Below are 17,109 nucleotides of genomic sequence, written 5' to 3' on the forward strand. Positions count from 1 at the left end.
GTAGCCCGCTGGGCGTGAGGCGGAAACGGCGCAGGATCGGGAATCGGGCGATGGCCAGAAAACAGCTGCGGCAATCGCGCGGGCGCAATGCCCTCATCGCGCACCCGCGCGCACTTTCGGTGTGCCTGCTCGGCCTGATCACCCCCTTTGCAGAGGCGCATGGGGAAACCACCGTCGATACGCGGATGGAGCGTGATACGGTGGGGGCCCGCTCGCGGCCGGAGGTTGAAACGGTGGGTGCGCGGGTCGGTGCGTTGCTGATCTCGCCCAGCTTCGGGATCGAGGCAGATGCCACCGACAATGTCTACGCGCGCGGCGATGCGAAGCGCGGTGATTTCGCCGCGGCGTTCCAGCCCGCGATCACGGTGCAGTCGCAGTGGTCGCGCCATGCGCTGGGGATCTCGGCGGAGGGGGCGATCAAGCGCTATGCCAGGCGCACGACCGAGAATATCGAGAGTTACGCCGCCACGCTTGACGGGCGGCTCGATATTGCGGCCGATACGCGCCTTTCGGGAGACCTGGGCACGGCGCGGCGGATCGAGGCACGCGGAACCACCGGCGATTCGCTGTTCGGCGCGGCGCCGATTGCCTACACGGTGCTGTCGGGCGGGGGCGAACTCGAACAGAGCTTCGCGCGCGCCCGGATCACGCTGGCCGGGCGCTATGAACGCTATCGCTATGAGAACCGCGCGCTTGGCGGCACGGTCATCGATCTCTCGCCCCGCGATTATGAGGCGCTTTCGGGATCGCTGCGCGCTGCAGTCGGGATCGGGCCGGGCGTCGCCGCTTTCGCCAGCCTCGGCTGGAACCGCAATCGCTACCTGTCCCCGCCCATCGGGCCTAGCCGCAATTCGCACGGCGTTACCGTGCTGACGGGCCTCGCCTTCGGGCTCAACCGGTTGCTTCAGGGTGAAATCGGGGTGGGCTGGGTGCGGCAGGATTTTACCGCGCCGATTTTCCCCCGCATCAGCGGCCTTGCCTACAACGCACAGCTCAGATGGAGCCCGACGCGGCTGACCACGGTGCGGCTCTCGGGCGGGCGCACGTTCCAGCGTTCGCCAATCGCCGGGATAGCAGGGATCCAGCAGCATGAAGTTGCGCTTTCGGCCGAGCACGAATTGCTCCGGACGCTGATCCTGCGGCCAGCGCTGCGCTATGTCGTGGCCGATTTCCAGGTGCCGGACGGCGCGGCCAGGCGGCAGGAGCGTTACTTCACCGGCACGTTCGGCGTAAGCTGGCGGCTCAGCCGGCATTTCGAGATCGCGGGCGATTACACACACAGCCTCGGGCGCAATACGGGCGCGGTCGATCCGGGCCGCGCCTATGACAAGAACCGCGTGGCGGCCGCGCTGCGCTGGCGGCTCTAGGCAAGCGATGGCCACATTGCCGCACCCGGTACCGGCTGGCGCAGACCTTGCGCTGACCTGCCCCGAATGGACGGCACAGCCGCGCCTGCTGGCCTTGCGGATGGCGCTCGCGCTGGTCTTTCTGGCTGGCCTTGGCGCAGCGCTCGCGCTGCTCGCCCCGCCGCCTGCTGGCCCTCAGGTCCGCCTCGCCTTTCCGCCGCCGCTGCCCGATCCTGCCGCCCTGCTGCCATACCTTCCGGAAACCGCGCGCGCGGCCAATGCCGCCCTGCCGATCGAGCCGCCCCGCGCGCCTGCCCCCGGCTTCCGGCTGGGCACGGCTGATGCCTTCGCGCGGGCCCGCGCGCTCGATTGCCTCGCCGCCGCCGCATGGTACGAAGCGGGCGATGATCCCTCCGGGATGCGGGCCGTGGCGCAAGTCGTGCTCAACCGCGCGCGGCATCCCGCCTTCCCCGCCAGCGTCTGCGGCGTGGTATTCCAGGGCTCCGAACGCACGACCGGCTGCCAGTTCAGCTTCACCTGCGATGGATCGATGGGATCACGCCATCCCGGTCCGGCGGCATGGGCGCGTGCGCGCGCCGTGGCGGGGGCGGCACTGGCGGGCGCGGTCGATCCGCGCGTTGGGCTCGCGACGCATTATCACGCGGACTATGTCGTGCCGGTCTGGCGCAGCGGGCTGGTGAAGCTGGCGCAAATCGGGCTGCACCTGTTCTATTGCTGGCCGGGTGAGTGGGGCTCGCCCGGCGTCCTGCGCGCGGGTGCAAGCGGCGATGAACCGCGCATCGCGGCGATGGCCGCGCTATCCCCGGCGCACGGCGGAGGGGAAGCGGCACCGGCTGGACAAGCGGGGGATGCCCCCGGCACTGGCCAGCCGCTGGCCTACCTCCCCGTTGACGAGGCAGACGCCCCGCCGCAACCCGGAGCGCGCGGCACGGCGCTTGCCGCCCCGCCAGCGGCCGGAGCGGCACCCGGCGGACGCATCGTGCTGATGCTTGATCCGTCAGCCTTTCCCGGCACCTACGCCATGCGCGCCCTCGCCGCCTGTGCTGAACGGGAGCGCTGCGCGGTGGTGGGCGAATTGCTCGGCGCCGCACCCGGTCAGGGCCCCGGCTTCGTCTATCTGCGCGATCGGCGAACCGGCGCGGAAGGTGCATGGTGGGATTGCGCCGCCCTCCCCCGTTCCAATCCGGCCCGCTGCCTGCCCAAGGACGCAGCGCTCGCTCGCCTGCTCACGGACTGGGGCTGACCAACTTGCGCCCCTCCTGCCCGTCCTACCGGAACCGATAGCGCAGGCCAATCAGCCCCACCGCCTGATCTGGCGAGCCGTGGGGGCCGCGCACGATGGGAGACCGCGCTGCGCCGCCCACGAGGCGATCATACTGGAGCGAAGCCGTCAGCACGAGGCGCTTGGCCAGCGGTCGGACCGCACTGATCCCCAGCCCCACCCGTTCAAGCCCGCCATTGGGACGATAGGCCTGCAATCCGGTCTCGGCAAAAGCCGCCCGATCCGTGCCGAAATAGGCCCGCATGAACCGCGCATCGGCAATCCGGACTTCAGGCGTGACAGCAAGGATCAGCCGCTTGCCCAGCGGGTGCGCAAAAGTCAGCGAGAGATCGGCCACCGTACCCCCATGACCGCTGACAGCGCGGCGCACCTCGCCGCGCCAGGTTAGCACACTGCCGATCCGCACGGCCGCAAACCAACCCAGTTCCGCCGTCGCGGCGATGGCCGGAAGCCCCGGATAGGTCCGGTCTACATCGCGCTGCCGGCGCCCGAAGTCAGGACGCGCCACCACCCCGAGCGTGAGCCCACGGCGATCGATAAGCGCAGCACCGATCCCTGTCGCCAAAGAGGCAAACACCCTGTCCCCCACCGTTATGCTGATATCAGGCAGCGCAAGCGTGCGCATGGCATCCGCGCCGGGATAGAGCGGCACGGCAAGCATGGCCGCACCGGCCTCGAACCGCAGATTCGCTGAAGCGTCCTTTCCGTTGGCCGCTTCGGCGCGGGCCAGTCCCGGGCTCATGCAGAGCGCCGCTACCGTGAGGAGGAAGCGCGAAAGGGTATTGGCATGGTTGGTATTGGTCACGTGATGATCCTTTCAGGCACGAGGAGGCGGCAGCCGGGTGGCCGCTGCGGGCAATCGGAAGCAGGGAATTGAGCGCGGGCGCGGGGTCAGCTGATGGCGAAGATCCGCGCCACGAGCGGGGTGTCGAACAGCACGTGCGGCGCTACCGCATGGTATCCGAGCGCGTGGACCCAGGCATTGCCGGTCCGCAGCGTGACGTAGCTCTTGAACATGCCCGGCCCGGTGTAAGAGAGCATAACGAAGAGCAGCGACAACACCGCATCGCGCGGGCTATCAAAGTTGGACCAGCCTTCGATCAGATGCAGGGCGGCATAGGTCAGCCCGCCCAGGATCGTCGCCGCGGCGCGCGATCCGGTAATCCGCCAATAGCGCGGAACCAGAATGGCATAGACCGTGATCATGGTCGGCAGCACGGTGCCGACGCCGTAGAGAACCAGCGCGACCGGCCCGGCCTTCAGCCAGAGCGCGGGCGGCGTCTGGAGGATCGCGGGCATCGCGGCGATCTGCACGGCGGCCTCGACCATGAGCACGCTCACCAGCACGCGCAGGTCACGCCCGCCGGCATCGAAGCGCAGCCACAGGCCGGCCGCTCCATAGCGCCGGACGAACCACAGCCCCGGCAGCACGGCATAGACCACGCCGTTGTAGGCAGCCCACACCAGCGCCTCGTGCGGGGTGGGCGGAACGCTGCAACCGACCAGCGTACCTGCGAGGTGGAAACTGAACGGCCGGCTGCCCAGCAGCGGCGCCAGCCACCAGCCCAGCCCTTGCGCGAGCATGGCATAAGCGAGCACCGCACCCGCTTCGCGCAGCGCGGTGGCGCGTTCGGGGATCAGCGCCTCGCGCGGCGCAACCGATCTGCCTCGGCACAAGGCCGCGACAAGGCCCATCAGCGCCAGCTGCTCGATCAGGCCAAGCGAGGGCATGGCGATCTGCCACGCGAACGGCATGCGCATCAGCGCGGGCCGATCGAACGGCAGAAAGCCGCGGGACAACGCGATGATCGCCGCGTTGAGCAGGATCCAGCTGGCGCAGGCGAGCGCAATGGTTGACGCCAGCACGATGCGCTGGCGCCGGATCGGCGTTGACATGACGGAGATTTCCACCTTTAGTCTCTGGCGAGAGATATCGCTGATCACTTTGTCTCTGTCAAGAGACTTACGCAGGATGTGCAGAATGCCCGTTGCCGCAAAGCCGTCTCCGGCCCTTCGCAACCGCGCCGAAACCGAGGCGCGGCTGCGCCGGGCGGTTGAGGAACTCCTCGTCGAACGCGGCTTCGCGAGCCTGACGCCAAGCGCCATCGGGCGGCAGGCCGGCGTCGATAAGATGCTGATTTACCGGTATTTCGAGAATGTCCCCGGGCTCGTCCGGGCAATCGCCTTCGCGCCGGATTTCTTCCCCTCGTTCGAAGACATGTGCGGCGGCCTGCCGCGCGAAGCGGTGCGCGCCATGCGCTTGCCCGAACGCGCCGCACACATCGTGACGAACAATCTGCGCGCATTGCTCGGCCGTCCGGTGGTGCTCGAACTGATGGTCTGGGAGCTGGTCGAACGCAACGAACTGACCGCGATCATGGAGGAAGCCCGCGAGGAGCTGGGCCTCAGAATCATGGCCGAGCTGTTCGACGACGCCCGCGATCCGGCGCAGCTTCGTGCGTTCGCTGCGCTCCTGACGGCGGGGGTGACCTACCTTGCCCTGCGCCGCCGCAAGATCCGCTGGTACTCAGGGGTCGATCTCAAGGACCCGGCGCTGCCCGACGTGCTGCACGATGCAATTGCGCAGATGGCTGCCGGGCTGAACTGGCAGGACTGAATAACTGCTCAGCGCGCCAGAAACGTATCAAGCTGATCGAAGCTGCCGGTCCAGCCGCCGTGCATCGATTCCAGCATCTGCCGGAACGAAGCCCACTGCTCCCCGGTCGCGTCGACTGGCTGCCACGTGAGGGTCACGCGGGTGCCCTCGCCTTCGTCGGCAAAATCGACGGTGGTGCGCATATGCAGCGGCCACGGCATCGGAAACGGCGCGGGCACGATATCGCCCTCCGCGTTGGAAAAGCCCTGCACCCAGACGAGGCGGCTTGGCGGATCGACTTCGACGTAGTTGTTCCTCCCCCACATCGCGCTGCCATCCGGGCCTTCCATGCGGGTGTGGAGGAACCCGCCCGGCCGCAGATCGAAGTGGAGGACATGCGTGCGGCTGCCCTTGGGTCCGAACCACTGCGCCATCTGATCCGGCTCGGTCCACGCCTGCCAGACGCGGGCGCGCGGGGCGGCAAAGACGCGCGTGATCTCGAACGTGTCAGCCATCGCGGGGTTCCTTCGGGCAATCGGCTTCGGCGTGAAGCCAGGCATCGAGGCGATCGAAGCGGTCGCTCCACATGGCGGCGAGCCCAGCGAGCGCGGCTTGTACCTCAGCGATCGCACCTGGCTTGAGGCGGCGCAGACGCGATTGGGCGGCGACGCGCGTTTCGATCAGGCCGGCGCTTTCCAGCACCTTGAGATGGCGCGAGATGGCAGGCTGGCTGATCCCGAACGGCTGCGCCAGTTCCCCCACACTCGCCTCCCCCAGCGCGAGCCGCGCGAGGATCGCACGGCGCGTTGGATCGGCAAGCGCGGCAAAGGAACGGCTGAGCGGGTCTTGCATAGCAGATTAGTTATATAACCAAGCCAGCAATAAAACAAGCGCCGCGAAACCGCCTCGAGCTTTCAGCTGTTCATTCCCGCCGCACCGAGCACCGGGCGGAACCCCGTCCCTTCGCGCAGGACCCTTGCCACATGGCTGCCTCCGAAGTGCGCGGGCACCAGCAGCGCGGCGCGGTCCGCCGCCATGTCGAGCACGCGGCGCCGCGTCTCGCGCGCCTGATCGGGGGCCTCGCAGAAAACGCTGTTCCATTCGGGGCGATAGATCTGTGCCGGGTGGTGGACGACATCGCCGACGAACAGCGCGCTATCGTCCTTGCCCGCAACCTCGAGCATCATGCTGCCCGGCGTGTGGCCGGGGCAGGCATGGAGCGTGAGGCCCTCTGCAACCTCAAACCCCGGCTCGGCCCATTCGGCGCGGCCCGCGGCCACGATCGGCGCGACGCTGTCCTCGTACATCCCGGCGTTGACGGACGCGCCCACGCCCGCGGGTCCGGCGGCGGCGTCATCCGGATCCCAGTAGGCGCGGTCGGCCAGCGGGAGGACATAGCGGGCGTTGCGGAATGTCGGCTCCCACCGGCCTTCGACAAGCCGCGTATTCCAGCCGACGTGGTCGATATGGATATGCGAGCAGACGACGACGTCGATATCCTCGGGCTGAAACCCCGCCCGGGCGAGATTCCCCAGAAAATCGGTCTGCAAATTGCTGAAGATCGGGATATTCGGGCGATCCTTGTCGTTGCCCGCACCGGTATCGAAGAGGATGCGCTGCGTGCCGGTATCAAGTACCCAGCTTTGCAAAAAGGCATAGAGCAGGCCGCTATCCGGATCGAAGTATTCGGGGGCGAATTCCTCCGCATGCGGGTCCCAGCCTTCCGGCGTGAAGCCGTTGAACAAGTAGGACGGCGGCGCAAACGTGCCCTGCCATTCCTCGATGCGGTGGACGGTGACGTGGCCGATGCGGAAACGGTCCATGATCTTGCGCTCTCCCCGCCGGGCGGTTCCCCGGCGCAAGCGAGAGTGCAACAGCGCCCCGCGTTTCACAACCAGCGGCGTACCCTTTGGCGATAGGCGGCATAATCCGCGCCGAACCGGGCGGCCATGGCGCGCTCTTCAGGCTGGATCTGGTAGCGGCCCAAATAGGCTGCATAGAGCAGCGGCGCAGCGAGCAGCCAGGCATTGCCCAGCGCGAAAGCAAGCGCGGCGACCAGCCCAGTCAGCCCGACATACATCGGATTGCGCGAACGCGCGAAGACGCCGGTGGTCACGAGCGTGCTGGCCCTGTTGATCTGGACCGGATTGATCGTGGTGCGCGCAGCGGAAAAGGCCGCAATCGCCGGTATGCCGAACCGGCCGGCGAGGCCGAAGGCCAGTGCGAAGCCGCCGATCCGCACCAGCAAAGGCAGCGGCGCTGCCGGTAGCGCGCCGGCGGCGGCAACCATCGCGAGCCCATTGGCAGCGCCGAGCACCGGCGGCAGGATGCGGTTGTCAAGAAAGCGGCGGCGGCGATCCGGCGCGGTATCCGGACTGGCTGGAATGAGGTTTGCAGACATGGTGATATCCTTGGTGCTTGGGGTTGGATCAGAGAGGAACGGCGTGGGCCGCCAGACGCTCAGGCGCGGCGATGGCTCAGCCCTCCCGCCGCGCAGCCGCGCTCTCGAGCTGGGCAACGCGCTGTTCGAGGCGCTGGATGCGCACTTCCGGCGCGGCGAAGTGATCCCCATCGAGCGCTTCGAGGAAGGCACCGATACGAGTGAGCAGGCGCTTAAAGCCCGGGAAAGCGGGAGCGCGAGTGGACGGGGCGGCGAATGCAGGTGCCGAATGTGCCATGATACGAACCTCCAGAATTAAGATGACCATCATCATCCTAATTTTTAGATGACACCTATAAGCTTAATTGGCAAGGTGGCTCACGGAGAAAATTCGATGCGCCAATCCCGCGAAGCAAAAGCCGAGACACATCAAGCCATTGTGGCAGCTGCCGCACGCCAGTTTCGCGATCGCGGGATCGAAGGAACGAGCGTGGGCGATGTGATGCAGGCCGCGAACCGCACACATGGCGGCTTTTATCGGCATTTCGATTCGAAGGAGGACCTGCTCGTCGCCGCGCTGGGCCGCGCTTTTGAGGAAATGCTCGGCGTGCTTGATCAAGGCCTGTCCGAATTGCCGCCGCAGCGCGCGCTCGAAGGCTTCTTGCGCAGCTACACCGCGCCGGAGCGGGTGCAGGACGTGGCCGGCGGCTGCCCGGTTGCAGCACTTTCGAACGACGTGCTGCGGAGCACCGGGGCGGTACAGGCCGAATTCGGGCGCGGCGTTCGCGCGATGATCGGAACGCTCGCCGCGCATCTCGATGGTCCCGAGGCGGACCGCGATGCGCGGGCTGCGCGTGCTTTTGCGATGGCAGCTGGCGCGGTGATGATCGCGCGGGCCAGCGACCCGGAAACAGCGGAGATCGTGCTGGGCGCCGTGCGGGACGAAGCCGCCTTCACCGGCAGCGTAGCGCACGATCCCGCTGCATGACCCCGCGCGCCAATAGGACGCTGGGGATCTTTGCGCTCACGCTGGCAATCCCGCAGGCGCCGTTCCTCGCCTCATATTGACGCTGGGAGCCGTGCGCTTGCTGCCCCCCCCCCACGCGCTGGTCCGCGCGGGCGGGAAAGCGACGGCCTAGAAATACCGCTCGCCAATGCGGATCGTGTCACCGGGGAGCACCGCCACTTGCGCGCTGCGCAGCGGCACCGCGCTTTCGCCTGTGCCCGTCTGGCGGCGGAGGAACACCGTCTTTTCGTTGGCGCGATAGGTGAAGCCGCCGGCGCGCGCGATGGCCTGCTCCACCGTCATCCCCGAGGCGTAGGAATATTCACCAGGCCGGTTAACTTCGCCAAGAATATAGAACGGCCGGTAGTTGAGCACTTCCACGCTCACCCGCGGATCATTGACATAACCTTCGGCGAGCTTTCCCGTCAGTTCCTGCTGCACGGCATCGATCGTGCGCCCTCCGGCTGAAACCACACCAATCAGCGGGAACGCCAGCGCACCGCCGGGCGTGATGTTGTATTCACCCGTAAGCGAGGGTTCGTTGAACACGGTGACGCGCACGCGGTCGCCAGCACCGAGGTGGTAGCTTTCGAGGCCTGCCGCCACATCGGCGGACGAGATCGGCGGCGCGCCGGCCCCGGCACAGCCCGCGAGCAGGAGCGACCCCGCCACGACCACCGCGCCGGCCAGGGCGAGCGCCCTGCGGCGCCCCGCGAGCCGGCCGCCATCGTGCTTGCTATCCATGCGAAATCTCCAATGCTTCTGCGTCGTTCTGACTGATGCTCCCAAGTCTATGCAGCGCCCGGCAAAGCGCAATCACCCCGGCCCACGCCGAATCCTCCGAGTTGGAGGTGTTCCGGCAAAGCCCGCGGTGCATCCGGTTCGACCGCTGGCAGACCTTGCCCGCACACTATCGGCCGAGTGGCGGCCCGCGGCATATGGTGCATAAATCCTTAAGCATTCACCCGGATTTGCTCCCGATCCACCGATGCGGGATGCAGGACCGTACGAAGCTTCGGACTGCGCCCGCGAAGGCGCGCAGCGATCCTGCCATGCTTGCCGGTGCTGATATTGCCGCCGGTTTGCTCCGCAGCGGATACGCTTCGCCTTCCTCGCCGCGGCCCCTTGCCTAGTCTTGCACCATGCCGTGAGGGGAGTCTCGCTCCCTGATCCGGCACTATGTACCAAATGGGTTCCCCACTGGCATTTTTGGCCGGCGGCGGGCTCTTCGACCAAGGAGAACAGGGGTGAACACCGCAGTCGGCCTCTACCGCAATGCCGGGGGCGTGCCCGGAATGGCATCCGCGCTCGCATTCGAGCCACGAGTTCCTCCCCCGGCAGCGGACCGGGTGGACCTGAGGCTGCTCTTCGCAGTGTTCCGCCGCCGCCTGGGTGTATTCCTGGCGGTCTTTCTGGCCGTGCTCGGCGGGGGGCTGGTGCTCACCGCGCTCCAGCCGCGCACCTATACAGCGCGCGCCGAGGTAACGCTCAACAGCCGGCTGCAGACCGTCGCGCCGACCAGCGCGAGCGACGGCCCGCAGCAAGCCGCGATCCCGAGCGAGGGCTTTGTCGATACGCAAGTCGCGGTGGTCACCTCGGAAGCCAATCTCGCCGCCGTGGCAGAAAGCCTCGGCCTTGCCCGTCAGGAACGCTTCGTGAAGAGCGCGGCGGGCGGGCAGGCTGCAGCGCTGGCCTGGCTGCGCAAGGGCGTGGTGGCCACTCGCATCGGCTCGACGTACGGCATCGCGATCACGTTCGAGGATACGGATCCTGCGCTGGCGACACGGGTGGCCAACACCTTTGCGCAGCAATATACCGCCGGCGCGCTGGAGGCGAAGCGGCAGACCGCAAAGGCGACAACGACGACGATCGCCGAGCGGCTGGAGCAGCTGCGCCAGCAGGCCCTGGCCGATACGGCGGCAGTGCAGCGCTACCGCATCGCCAACAACCTGCTCTCGACCACGATGGGTACGCTGACCGAGCAGGAAATCTCGAGCTACAATCAGGCCGTGACCACTGCGCGGGCCGAAGCGAGCGAGGACGGCGCGCGGCTCGATGCAGCGCGGCGTCAATTGGCGCTGGGCACCAGCGCGGGCGGCGTGGGCGAAGTCGCCGCCTCGCCCGCGATCGGCTCGCTGCGCGCACAGCAGGCCACGGCATCGACGGACCTTGCCTCGCTCACCGCGCGCTATGGCCCGCGGCACCCCGATGTGCTGCGCGCAAAGGCTGCGCTCGGCGCGATCGACGCGCGCATCGCCGACGAGACACAGCGGGTGATTTCCAGCCTTGAAGCACGCGCGCGCGTCTCGCAGCAGCGGCTGGCCTCGCTCACCGGATCGCTTCAGCAATCGCGCGGCACGCTGGAGCAGAACAACGCTGCGATGGTCGGGCTGCAGGATCTCGAAAAGCGCGCCGAAACGTCGAACGCGCTTTATGAAAGCTACCTCAACCGCTTCAAGGAACTCACCGCGCGCGAGGGGACCGAGCAGGCCGATGCCGATCTGCTGCACCCCGCCTCGGTTCCGCTGCGGCCGACGAGCCCCAATGTCGTGCTCAACCTGGTGCTGTCGGTCGCGCTCGGGCTCGGGCTGGGCGTCGCGGGTGCCTTTGCAGCGGAAATGTCCTTCAGCGGGCTGACAACGGGCGATGACATCGAGCAGCGGCTGGGAGTGCGCTATCTTGGCTCGATCCCCACGCTGGGCTCGGTCTGGCGGGGTGAGGAGAAAGTGCCAATGGCGGCGCTGCTCGAGGATCCGCGCTCGGCCTTTGCCGAAAGCTTCCGCTCGCTGCGCGCTTCGATCGCGATGAACACCGCGCAGGCGCGGATCATCGCGCTGACCTCCGCGCTGCCAGATGAAGGCAAGACGACAACGTCGATCTGTCTCGCGCGATCGATGGCGCTCTCGGGCGACCGCGTGCTGCTGATTGATGGAGACTTGCGGCGGCAGGGCGTCAGCCGGTTTCTGCGCGGCGATGCCGGGCGGCCCGGGCTGATGGACGTGCTGTGCGGCAACGCGCCGCTGGAAGCCGCACTGGTAGTGGACCCGGCAACGGGCCTCAACATCCTTCCCCTCACCGAAGGCAGTGACAAGGCGCCCGAACTGCTCACCGGCGACGAGATGGACCGCATGCTGGCAACCGCGCGCGAGATGTTCGATGCGATCATCATCGATACCGCGCCGGTGCTGCCGATTGCAGACGCGCGGCTGATGCTGCGCAAGGCCGATGCCTCGGTCTTTGTGGTGCGCTGGCGCAAGACGCCCGAGGCGGCGCTGCGTTCCGCCTTGCGATTGCTGCCCGATGACAGGGTGCAGCTGGCAGGTGTCGCGCTGACCCGCGTCGACATGCGCAAGCAGGCCCGGTTCGGCTATGGCGACGATGCGTTCTACCATTCGTACAAGCGCTACTATGCCTGAGGCGGCGGCACCCTCACCCGGGCTCGGACCCGTGCACCCGGCCCCCCTCGCAAGCAGCGAAGGCGCTCCGCTGCTCCCGTTCCTCCTGCAAGGCGCAGCAGATCCCGCCCACGGCGCTTCTAAGGTGATCTCCGCCGCCGCGCCCGCCGGGCTGACCCTGCCCGCGCCGCGCGCGGATGCGGCACTGCGGCCGAGGCTCATCCACCCCGGCGCCGCACTCCCGGCCGATCCGCGCGCACGGTTCAAGCGGGTCGCGATCATCCACTACTGGCTGGTGACGATGCGCGGCGGGGAGCGCGTGCTCGAACGGCTGCTGCAGCTGTTCCCCCAGGCTGATATCTTCACGCATGTCTACGATCCCTCGGCAATGTCCGCCGCGATCCGGGAGCGTACGGTCCGCACCAGCTTCATCCAGAACCTGCCGGGCGCGCGGAAGCACTATCAGGCCTATCTGCCGCTCATGCCGATGGCGCTCGAAGAGCTCGATCTGCGCGGCTATGATCTTGTGATCTCGAGTGAAAGCGGCCCGGCCAAGGGCGTCATCCCCGCGCCCGATGCGCTGCACATGTGCTACGTCCATTCGCCGATGCGGTACTTGTGGGATCACTACCACGATTACCGCGCTGAAGCCGGCTGGCTGCGGCGCGCGGTCATGCCGCTGCTGTGCCACGGGCTGCGCCAGTGGGACACGAATTCCGCAGCGCGGGTCGACCGCGTGCTAGCCAACTCGACCTTCATCCGCGAGCGCATTGCCAAGGCCTGGCGGCGCGAGGCCGCCGTAGTGCACCCGCCGGTAGATCCTGCTTTGTTTGCGCCGTCGGACGAAGTGGAGCCGGGCTATCTCTGGGTCGGCCAGCTCGTGCCCTACAAGCGCGCGGACCTTGCGATTGACGCGTTCAATGCGCTCGGCCTGCCGCTGACGGTGGTGGGAGACGGGCCGCAGGCGGCCATGCTGAAGAAGCGCGCAGGGCCGACGATCCGGATGATCCCGCGGCTCGACTTCAACGCGTTGCGCCGCGCCTATGCCCGCTGCCGCGCGCTGGTGTTCACCGCTGAGGAAGACTTCGGGATCGTGCCGGTCGAAGTCATGGCCTCGGGCCGCCCGGTGGTGGCCTATGGCCGCGGCGGCGTGCGCGACAGCGTGGTGGAGGGGCGCACCGGCCTGTTCTTTGCCCAGCAGACCACCGAAGCGCTGGTCGAAGCCGTACGCGAACTGGAGCAATGGCTGCCGCATTTCGACCCGGCGGAGGCCACATCCCGCGCCCGCGATTTCGCGCCCGAACGCTTCGATGCAGGCGTGCTGGAGGCGCTGGCATGAAGCTCCAGCCGCTCAACCGCCTGCGCACCCTGCTCACCGTGCTGCGCCTGCGCCTGCGCGGCGGACGGCCGGGCAAGCGCTTCTTCGTCCATAGCGGGCTGCCGCGCATCGAAGGGCGCGGGCGCATCAGCATTGCGGATGGCGTCAACTGGAGCTGCCATGGCGCGCCCGTCGCGGTTGAGGTAGGGCCTGGCGCCCTGCTGGAGATCGGCGCGCGCGCCTTTCTCAACGCCGGGGTCGAGATCGTCTGCCATCATTGGGTGCGCATCGGCGATCATTGCCGCATCGGCCCGCGCTGCGTGCTGGCCGATACGAACCACCATCCGGTGCACGAAGGCCAGGGCGTGCGCGTCGCGCCGGTGAAGCTGGGCCGGAATGTCTGGCTGGGCCGCGGGGTGACCGTGCTGCCCGGGGTCAGCATCGGTGATCACGCGGTGATCGCAGCCGGCTCGGTGGTGTTTTCCGATGTCCCGCCGCGCGAAGTGTGGCGGGGCAATCCCGCCGTGTTCGTCAAGCCGGTGCGCGCGGGAGAAGGGTTCGTGCGGCCATGACCATCGCACTTCGGCATCAGGCGGCAGGAAAGGCGCGGCCATGGAACTGACTTTCATCGGCGCGGCGCAAGTGCTGATCGGGCTTGGCCTGTTCGTTGCGGGATCGGTTGAGGCGATGTTTGCCTTCGCGCTCGTATCGGCGATGTTCGGCGGGTCCGCGGCAATCCTGCTCCCGGTGCTGGGCAATTCCTCGATCCCGCCGGTGCAGTTCGCGCTGGTGTTCGTCGCCATGCGCCTGCTGGTGCCGGGCGCCGGGCAAATGGCCGCGGTGGGCCGTGCGCTGCGGGCCAATGGCTGGCTGATCGCCTTCGTGGTCTACGGCGTCGCCATCGCCTTCATCGCGCCGCGGCTGTTTGCGGGGCAGATTGAGGTGACGCCCCTGCGCGGCCGCGTCGAAGCGCGCTATGTCTCCACTTTCGCGTATGTCTACGCGGTGCGGCCGCTGGTGTTCACCCCGCAGAACCTGACGACCGCGGTCTACCTCCTGGGCACCATGCTCGCCGGCATCGCCAGCTTCGTCGCCTGCGGACGGGAGCGCGGGCGCGCGGTGCTGGTGCGCACCCTGGCGGTGGTCGGGATGACCCATGCACTCACCGGCTTCGCTTCGGTGGTCATCCGGGGCACCCCTGCTGAGGTGATCCTCTCGGTGTTCCGCAACGCCGCCTACGCGCAGCTGGACCAATCCTACATGGGCTTCGTGCGGATGACGGGCCTGCTGCCCGAAGCGTCGACCTTCGCGAACTACGGCCTGTTGCTCTTCGTGTTTTCCTTCGAATGCTGGCTCAGGCGGATCGATCCGCGCTGGACGGGTCCGGCAGCAGCCCTGCTGGGCGCCGCACTGGCGCTCAGCACGTCGAGCACCGCCTATGCGGGCCTGCCGACATATGCCGTGGTCATCGCCATCCGTTCGCTGCTGTTCCCCGGCGCGCTCCCGGCAGACCGGGCCTTGTGGATCGCCGGAGCGCTCGTCACGCTGGTGGCCGCCGGCTGCGCGGTGATGATCTGGCAGCCCAGCTTTGCCGATGCCTTTGCTGACATGATCCGCCACATGACGGTCGAAAAGAGCGAGACACTGTCCGCTGTGCAACGCCGTTTCTGGGCGTGGCAGGGGATCGAAGCCTTCGTGACGAGCGGCGGCATCGGCATCGGCCCCGGCAGTTTCCGCTCCTCGAGCCTGGCGACGGCCGTGCTCGGCTGCACCGGCGTGATCGGCGCAATAACGCTGATGGCCCATATCCTCACCGCGTTCAGCCCGCTGCGCCAATCGACCTGGACGCCAGTGCCGGACAAGGCACTCTCGACAGCGGCGGCCTGCAGCTGGGCGATGCTCATGGGGCTGGCCATGGCATCGATCGCATCGCCCACCTGCGATCCGGGGACGGACTTTGCCATGATGGCCGGCGCCGCACTAGGCCTGCGCCGACAGCAGCTGGCATCGCGCGCCGCGCCTGCACCCATCCCGCTCGGCAGAGCCCCCATCACCGCCAACGCCGCGCCCGCGCCCTTCCTGCTCACCAGCACGCCAACCCCGCGCGGCTTCGTCCTGCCCGGTCCCCTCGTGCTCGACAGCGCGCTCGAACTGGCGTGACCGGCGGCAAGCGCTGCTTGCCCTCCCCATTTTTGCAAAGCACAAATGGGGAGGTGGCCCGCCGCAGGCGGGTCGGAGGGGTAACCGCCTTCAATCACCCCGCAGCATCCGCCAAAGGAGCCTCCGGCGGGCAAGGGCCATCGCCCTTGCATCCCCCCAACCTTGCTGCGGGCGTTCCTCGCCGTAAACTCCGGCCTTGCCTTGCGAGGCCCGCACGCTAGTCATTCCCCCATGGGGAGCCACGGCATCTCATGGAAGTAACGGCATTCATTACCAAATGGCTTGGGGTCAAAGGCGGCGCGGAACGCGCCAACTACGCGCAGTTCATCAATGACATGTGCGGCGCGCTTGATCTGCCGGTTCCCGAACCAGCGGCCAGCGGCGTGCTTGGCACCTAGCAGTTCGAAGGCCCTGTCCCCGGCTACGGCGCAGGTGGCAACACGGGGGCGATCGACGTCTACAAGCGCGGCTGCTTCATCCTTGAAGCGAAGCAATCAAAGCTGCCCGAGGCCAATCGCCAACAGGCCCAGTTGTTCGATATTGCTGAAACCGCGCCCGCTTCGCCGTCCGGCGCGCGGTACGACAAGTTCATGCGCGATGCCTTGGCGCAGGCCAAGCGATATGCGGTAAACCTGCCCGGCAATCACCCGTGGCCGCCATTCCTGATCGTCTGCGATGTCGGCCGCTCGTTTGAGCTCTACTTCGATTGGTCGGGTAACGGGCGCGGCTATGGCCAGTTCCCTGATCAGCATTCCTACCGCTTCGAACTGCACCGCTTTGCCGAACCGGACGTGCAGGCGCTGTTCCGCTTCGGCGCCGCCAGGGCGGGCTAGGTCAGCCTCCCGCCCGCGCTTTCCTACATCGCCAGAAGCTGCGACATTGCGCGTCCACGCCAGCTTCTCCGGATCAAGCCAAATGAACGCGTTGAAGGAACTCACTCGCCGCCTCTTGATCGCCCCAGTCGATCAAAACTGCGCTACTGATCGATTGCAATTATTCCTCAGGACAGTGTCAACTGTGTCAACTTGCTCCCATTTCGGGACAGCAGGGCCCGGCTTGACCCGCGCTCGGCCCGGTGCTCGATTGGCCCCGGCAGCGATCCGGCAGGAGGCATCATGATCACGGTTACTCGCATCGATATATCAGGCACCCCGCACCGGATTACCGTGCGCGGGCATGAGTTCGTGACCGACATGACGCCGGCGGCGGGTGCGGACAATGAGGGGCCTGATCCGCATGAAATCTACGACGCGGCACTGGGGGCGTGCAAGGCGCTGACCGTGCTGTGGCTGGCCCAGCGCAAGGGCATGGCGCTGGAGGATATCGAAGTGGTGGTGACGCGTGACGATACGGACGAACGCAGCGGCGTCTACCGCCTGCGCACCGCTCTGATGCTCACCGGCGACCTATCGCGCGAGGAGCGTGATGCGCTGCTGGCGGCGGCGAAGAAGTGCCCGGTGCACAAGCTGATGAGCGAGGTGAAGACCGAAATCGATACGGTACTGGTTGAGCTCTAGGGTCAGGACTTACCTTTCGGACGTGAAATCCTTGCAATTCGTGATGATCCCGCCATGGCGCGGGGGATGAGACCGCGAAAGCTTGATC

The 17,109-nt window shown here is 67.4% G+C and carries 19 protein-coding genes; 11 read left to right on the forward strand and 8 right to left on the reverse strand.

Features of this window, described 5'->3' with window-relative positions; genetic code table 11:
* The first annotated feature begins 50 nt into the window (after positions 1 to 50).
* Both ACO056_RS15500 and ACO056_RS15505 read left to right on the forward strand, forming a co-directional pair.
* Positions 51 to 1,367: an outer membrane beta-barrel protein gene (locus ACO056_RS15500; RefSeq protein WP_421848324.1), complete on the forward strand. Its 1,317-nt coding sequence runs from the start codon at positions 51 to 53 to the stop codon at positions 1,365 to 1,367.
* 7 nt (positions 1,368 to 1,374) lie between these two features.
* The gene (locus ACO056_RS15505; protein WP_421848326.1) at positions 1,375 to 2,610 is read left to right on the forward strand and encodes a cell wall hydrolase; all 1,236 of its coding nucleotides are present in this window, start codon (positions 1,375 to 1,377) and stop codon (positions 2,608 to 2,610) included.
* Positions 2,611 to 2,635: 25 nt separating this feature from the next.
* Here ACO056_RS15505 and ACO056_RS15510 read toward each other — a convergent pair whose 3' ends face one another.
* Together ACO056_RS15510 and ACO056_RS15515 are read right to left on the reverse strand one after the other, a co-directional pair.
* Entirely contained in the window at positions 2,636 to 3,454 is an 819-nt protein-coding gene (locus tag ACO056_RS15510) for a MipA/OmpV family protein (RefSeq protein WP_421848328.1), read from the reverse strand.
* Positions 3,455 to 3,540: 86 nt separating this feature from the next.
* Positions 3,541 to 4,545: a hypothetical protein gene (locus tag ACO056_RS15515; RefSeq protein WP_421855610.1), complete on the reverse strand. Its 1,005-nt coding sequence runs from the start codon at positions 4,543 to 4,545 to the stop codon at positions 3,541 to 3,543.
* Positions 4,546 to 4,630: 85 nt separating this feature from the next.
* Between ACO056_RS15515 and ACO056_RS15520 the strand changes: the two genes are divergently transcribed.
* Complete coding sequence (locus ACO056_RS15520) at positions 4,631 to 5,266, forward strand: TetR/AcrR family transcriptional regulator (RefSeq protein ID WP_421848330.1); 636 nt, start codon at positions 4,631 to 4,633, stop codon at positions 5,264 to 5,266.
* A gap of 8 nt (positions 5,267 to 5,274) precedes the next feature.
* Here ACO056_RS15520 and ACO056_RS15525 read toward each other — a convergent pair whose 3' ends face one another.
* The 5 genes from ACO056_RS15525 to ACO056_RS15545 all read right to left on the reverse strand — a co-directional run bounded on the left by ACO056_RS15525 (position 5,275) and on the right by ACO056_RS15545 (position 7,923).
* Complete coding sequence (locus ACO056_RS15525) at positions 5,275 to 5,760, reverse strand: SRPBCC family protein (protein ID WP_421848332.1); 486 nt, start codon at positions 5,758 to 5,760, stop codon at positions 5,275 to 5,277.
* Positions 5,753 to 6,097, reverse strand: a complete 345-nt coding sequence (locus ACO056_RS15530; protein WP_421848334.1) for an ArsR/SmtB family transcription factor — start codon at positions 6,095 to 6,097, stop codon at positions 5,753 to 5,755. Before ACO056_RS15530 ends, ACO056_RS15525 begins: the two co-directional genes overlap by 8 nt.
* A 62-nt stretch (positions 6,098 to 6,159) precedes the next feature.
* Entirely contained in the window at positions 6,160 to 7,068 is a 909-nt protein-coding gene (locus tag ACO056_RS15535) for an MBL fold metallo-hydrolase (RefSeq protein ID WP_421848336.1), read from the reverse strand.
* 65 nt (positions 7,069 to 7,133) lie between these two features.
* Positions 7,134 to 7,646 (reverse strand): methyltransferase family protein, encoded by a 513-nt coding sequence (locus tag ACO056_RS15540; protein WP_421848338.1) that lies wholly within the window; start codon positions 7,644 to 7,646, stop codon positions 7,134 to 7,136.
* Between the two features lie 76 nt (positions 7,647 to 7,722).
* Entirely contained in the window at positions 7,723 to 7,923 is a 201-nt protein-coding gene (locus ACO056_RS15545) for a hypothetical protein (RefSeq protein WP_421848340.1), read from the reverse strand.
* A 96-nt stretch (positions 7,924 to 8,019) separates the two neighbouring features.
* Between ACO056_RS15545 and ACO056_RS15550 the strand changes: the two genes are divergently transcribed.
* The gene (locus ACO056_RS15550) at positions 8,020 to 8,613 is read left to right on the forward strand and encodes a TetR/AcrR family transcriptional regulator (RefSeq protein WP_421848342.1); all 594 of its coding nucleotides are present in this window, start codon (positions 8,020 to 8,022) and stop codon (positions 8,611 to 8,613) included.
* A gap of 147 nt (positions 8,614 to 8,760) precedes the next feature.
* Here the strand turns inward: ACO056_RS15550 and ACO056_RS15555 are convergent, their stop codons facing one another.
* Positions 8,761 to 9,375, reverse strand: a complete 615-nt coding sequence (locus ACO056_RS15555; RefSeq protein ID WP_421848344.1) for a polysaccharide biosynthesis/export family protein — start codon at positions 9,373 to 9,375, stop codon at positions 8,761 to 8,763.
* 503 nt (positions 9,376 to 9,878) lie between these two features.
* On the opposite strand from ACO056_RS15555, the gene ACO056_RS15560 reads away from it, so the two are divergent.
* The 7 genes from ACO056_RS15560 to ACO056_RS15590 all read left to right on the forward strand — a co-directional run bounded on the left by ACO056_RS15560 (position 9,879) and on the right by ACO056_RS15590 (position 17,021).
* Positions 9,879 to 12,047 (forward strand): GumC family protein, encoded by a 2,169-nt coding sequence (locus ACO056_RS15560; RefSeq protein WP_421848346.1) that lies wholly within the window; start codon positions 9,879 to 9,881, stop codon positions 12,045 to 12,047.
* Positions 12,048 to 12,327: 280 nt separating this feature from the next.
* Positions 12,328 to 13,365, forward strand: coding sequence for a glycosyltransferase (locus ACO056_RS15565; protein ID WP_421855536.1), 1,038 nt, complete (start codon positions 12,328 to 12,330; stop codon positions 13,363 to 13,365).
* Positions 13,362 to 13,916 carry an acyltransferase gene (locus ACO056_RS15570; protein WP_421848348.1) on the forward strand — a complete coding sequence of 185 codons (555 nt, stop codon included), beginning with the start codon at positions 13,362 to 13,364 and terminating at the stop codon, positions 13,914 to 13,916. The genes ACO056_RS15565 and ACO056_RS15570 overlap by 4 nt, the downstream gene beginning before the upstream one ends.
* A 40-nt stretch (positions 13,917 to 13,956) precedes the next feature.
* The gene (locus tag ACO056_RS15575) at positions 13,957 to 15,504 is read left to right on the forward strand and encodes a hypothetical protein (protein ID WP_421848350.1); all 1,548 of its coding nucleotides are present in this window, start codon (positions 13,957 to 13,959) and stop codon (positions 15,502 to 15,504) included.
* Between the two features lie 251 nt (positions 15,505 to 15,755).
* Complete coding sequence (locus ACO056_RS15580; RefSeq protein WP_421848352.1) at positions 15,756 to 15,902, forward strand: hypothetical protein; 147 nt, start codon at positions 15,756 to 15,758, stop codon at positions 15,900 to 15,902.
* A 51-nt stretch (positions 15,903 to 15,953) separates the two neighbouring features.
* Positions 15,954 to 16,337, forward strand: coding sequence for a type IIL restriction-modification enzyme MmeI (locus tag ACO056_RS15585; protein WP_421855539.1), 384 nt, complete (start codon positions 15,954 to 15,956; stop codon positions 16,335 to 16,337).
* Between the two features lie 282 nt (positions 16,338 to 16,619).
* Positions 16,620 to 17,021 (forward strand): OsmC family protein, encoded by a 402-nt coding sequence (locus ACO056_RS15590; protein WP_421848354.1) that lies wholly within the window; start codon positions 16,620 to 16,622, stop codon positions 17,019 to 17,021.
* The last annotated feature ends 88 nt before the right edge of the window (positions 17,022 to 17,109 follow it).

It is taken from the genome of Novosphingobium sp., assembly GCF_965228995.1.
GTDB lineage: Bacteria > Pseudomonadota > Alphaproteobacteria > Sphingomonadales > Sphingomonadaceae > Novosphingobium.

What these genes read in the sequence shown, in the direction of transcription:
- ACO056_RS15530 (WP_421848334.1), bottom strand. Translation starts at nt 6,097, where the DNA reads ATGCAAGACCCGCTCAGCCGTTCCTTTGCCGCGCTTGCCGATCCAACG.
- ACO056_RS15525 (WP_421848332.1), bottom strand. Translation starts at nt 5,760, where the DNA reads ATGGCTGACACGTTCGAGATCACGCGCGTCTTTGCCGCCCCGCGCGCC.
- ACO056_RS15580 (WP_421848352.1), top strand. Translation starts at nt 15,756, where the DNA reads ATGGAAGTAACGGCATTCATTACCAAATGGCTTGGGGTCAAAGGCGGC.
- ACO056_RS15515 (WP_421855610.1), bottom strand. Translation starts at nt 4,545, where the DNA reads ATGTCAACGCCGATCCGGCGCCAGCGCATCGTGCTGGCGTCAACCATT.
- ACO056_RS15575 (WP_421848350.1), top strand. Translation starts at nt 13,957, where the DNA reads ATGGAACTGACTTTCATCGGCGCGGCGCAAGTGCTGATCGGGCTTGGC.
- ACO056_RS15540 (WP_421848338.1), bottom strand. Translation starts at nt 7,646, where the DNA reads ATGTCTGCAAACCTCATTCCAGCCAGTCCGGATACCGCGCCGGATCGC.
- ACO056_RS15570 (WP_421848348.1), top strand. Translation starts at nt 13,362, where the DNA reads ATGAAGCTCCAGCCGCTCAACCGCCTGCGCACCCTGCTCACCGTGCTG.
- ACO056_RS15550 (WP_421848342.1), top strand. Translation starts at nt 8,020, where the DNA reads ATGCGCCAATCCCGCGAAGCAAAAGCCGAGACACATCAAGCCATTGTG.
- ACO056_RS15505 (WP_421848326.1), top strand. Translation starts at nt 1,375, where the DNA reads ATGGCCACATTGCCGCACCCGGTACCGGCTGGCGCAGACCTTGCGCTG.
- ACO056_RS15590 (WP_421848354.1), top strand. Translation starts at nt 16,620, where the DNA reads ATGATCACGGTTACTCGCATCGATATATCAGGCACCCCGCACCGGATT.
- ACO056_RS15555 (WP_421848344.1), bottom strand. Translation starts at nt 9,375, where the DNA reads ATGGATAGCAAGCACGATGGCGGCCGGCTCGCGGGGCGCCGCAGGGCG.
- ACO056_RS15500 (WP_421848324.1), top strand. Translation starts at nt 51, where the DNA reads ATGGCCAGAAAACAGCTGCGGCAATCGCGCGGGCGCAATGCCCTCATC.
- ACO056_RS15545 (WP_421848340.1), bottom strand. Translation starts at nt 7,923, where the DNA reads ATGGCACATTCGGCACCTGCATTCGCCGCCCCGTCCACTCGCGCTCCC.
- ACO056_RS15520 (WP_421848330.1), top strand. Translation starts at nt 4,631, where the DNA reads ATGCCCGTTGCCGCAAAGCCGTCTCCGGCCCTTCGCAACCGCGCCGAA.
- ACO056_RS15535 (WP_421848336.1), bottom strand. Translation starts at nt 7,068, where the DNA reads ATGGACCGTTTCCGCATCGGCCACGTCACCGTCCACCGCATCGAGGAA.
- ACO056_RS15565 (WP_421855536.1), top strand. Translation starts at nt 12,328, where the DNA reads ATGCGCGGCGGGGAGCGCGTGCTCGAACGGCTGCTGCAGCTGTTCCCC.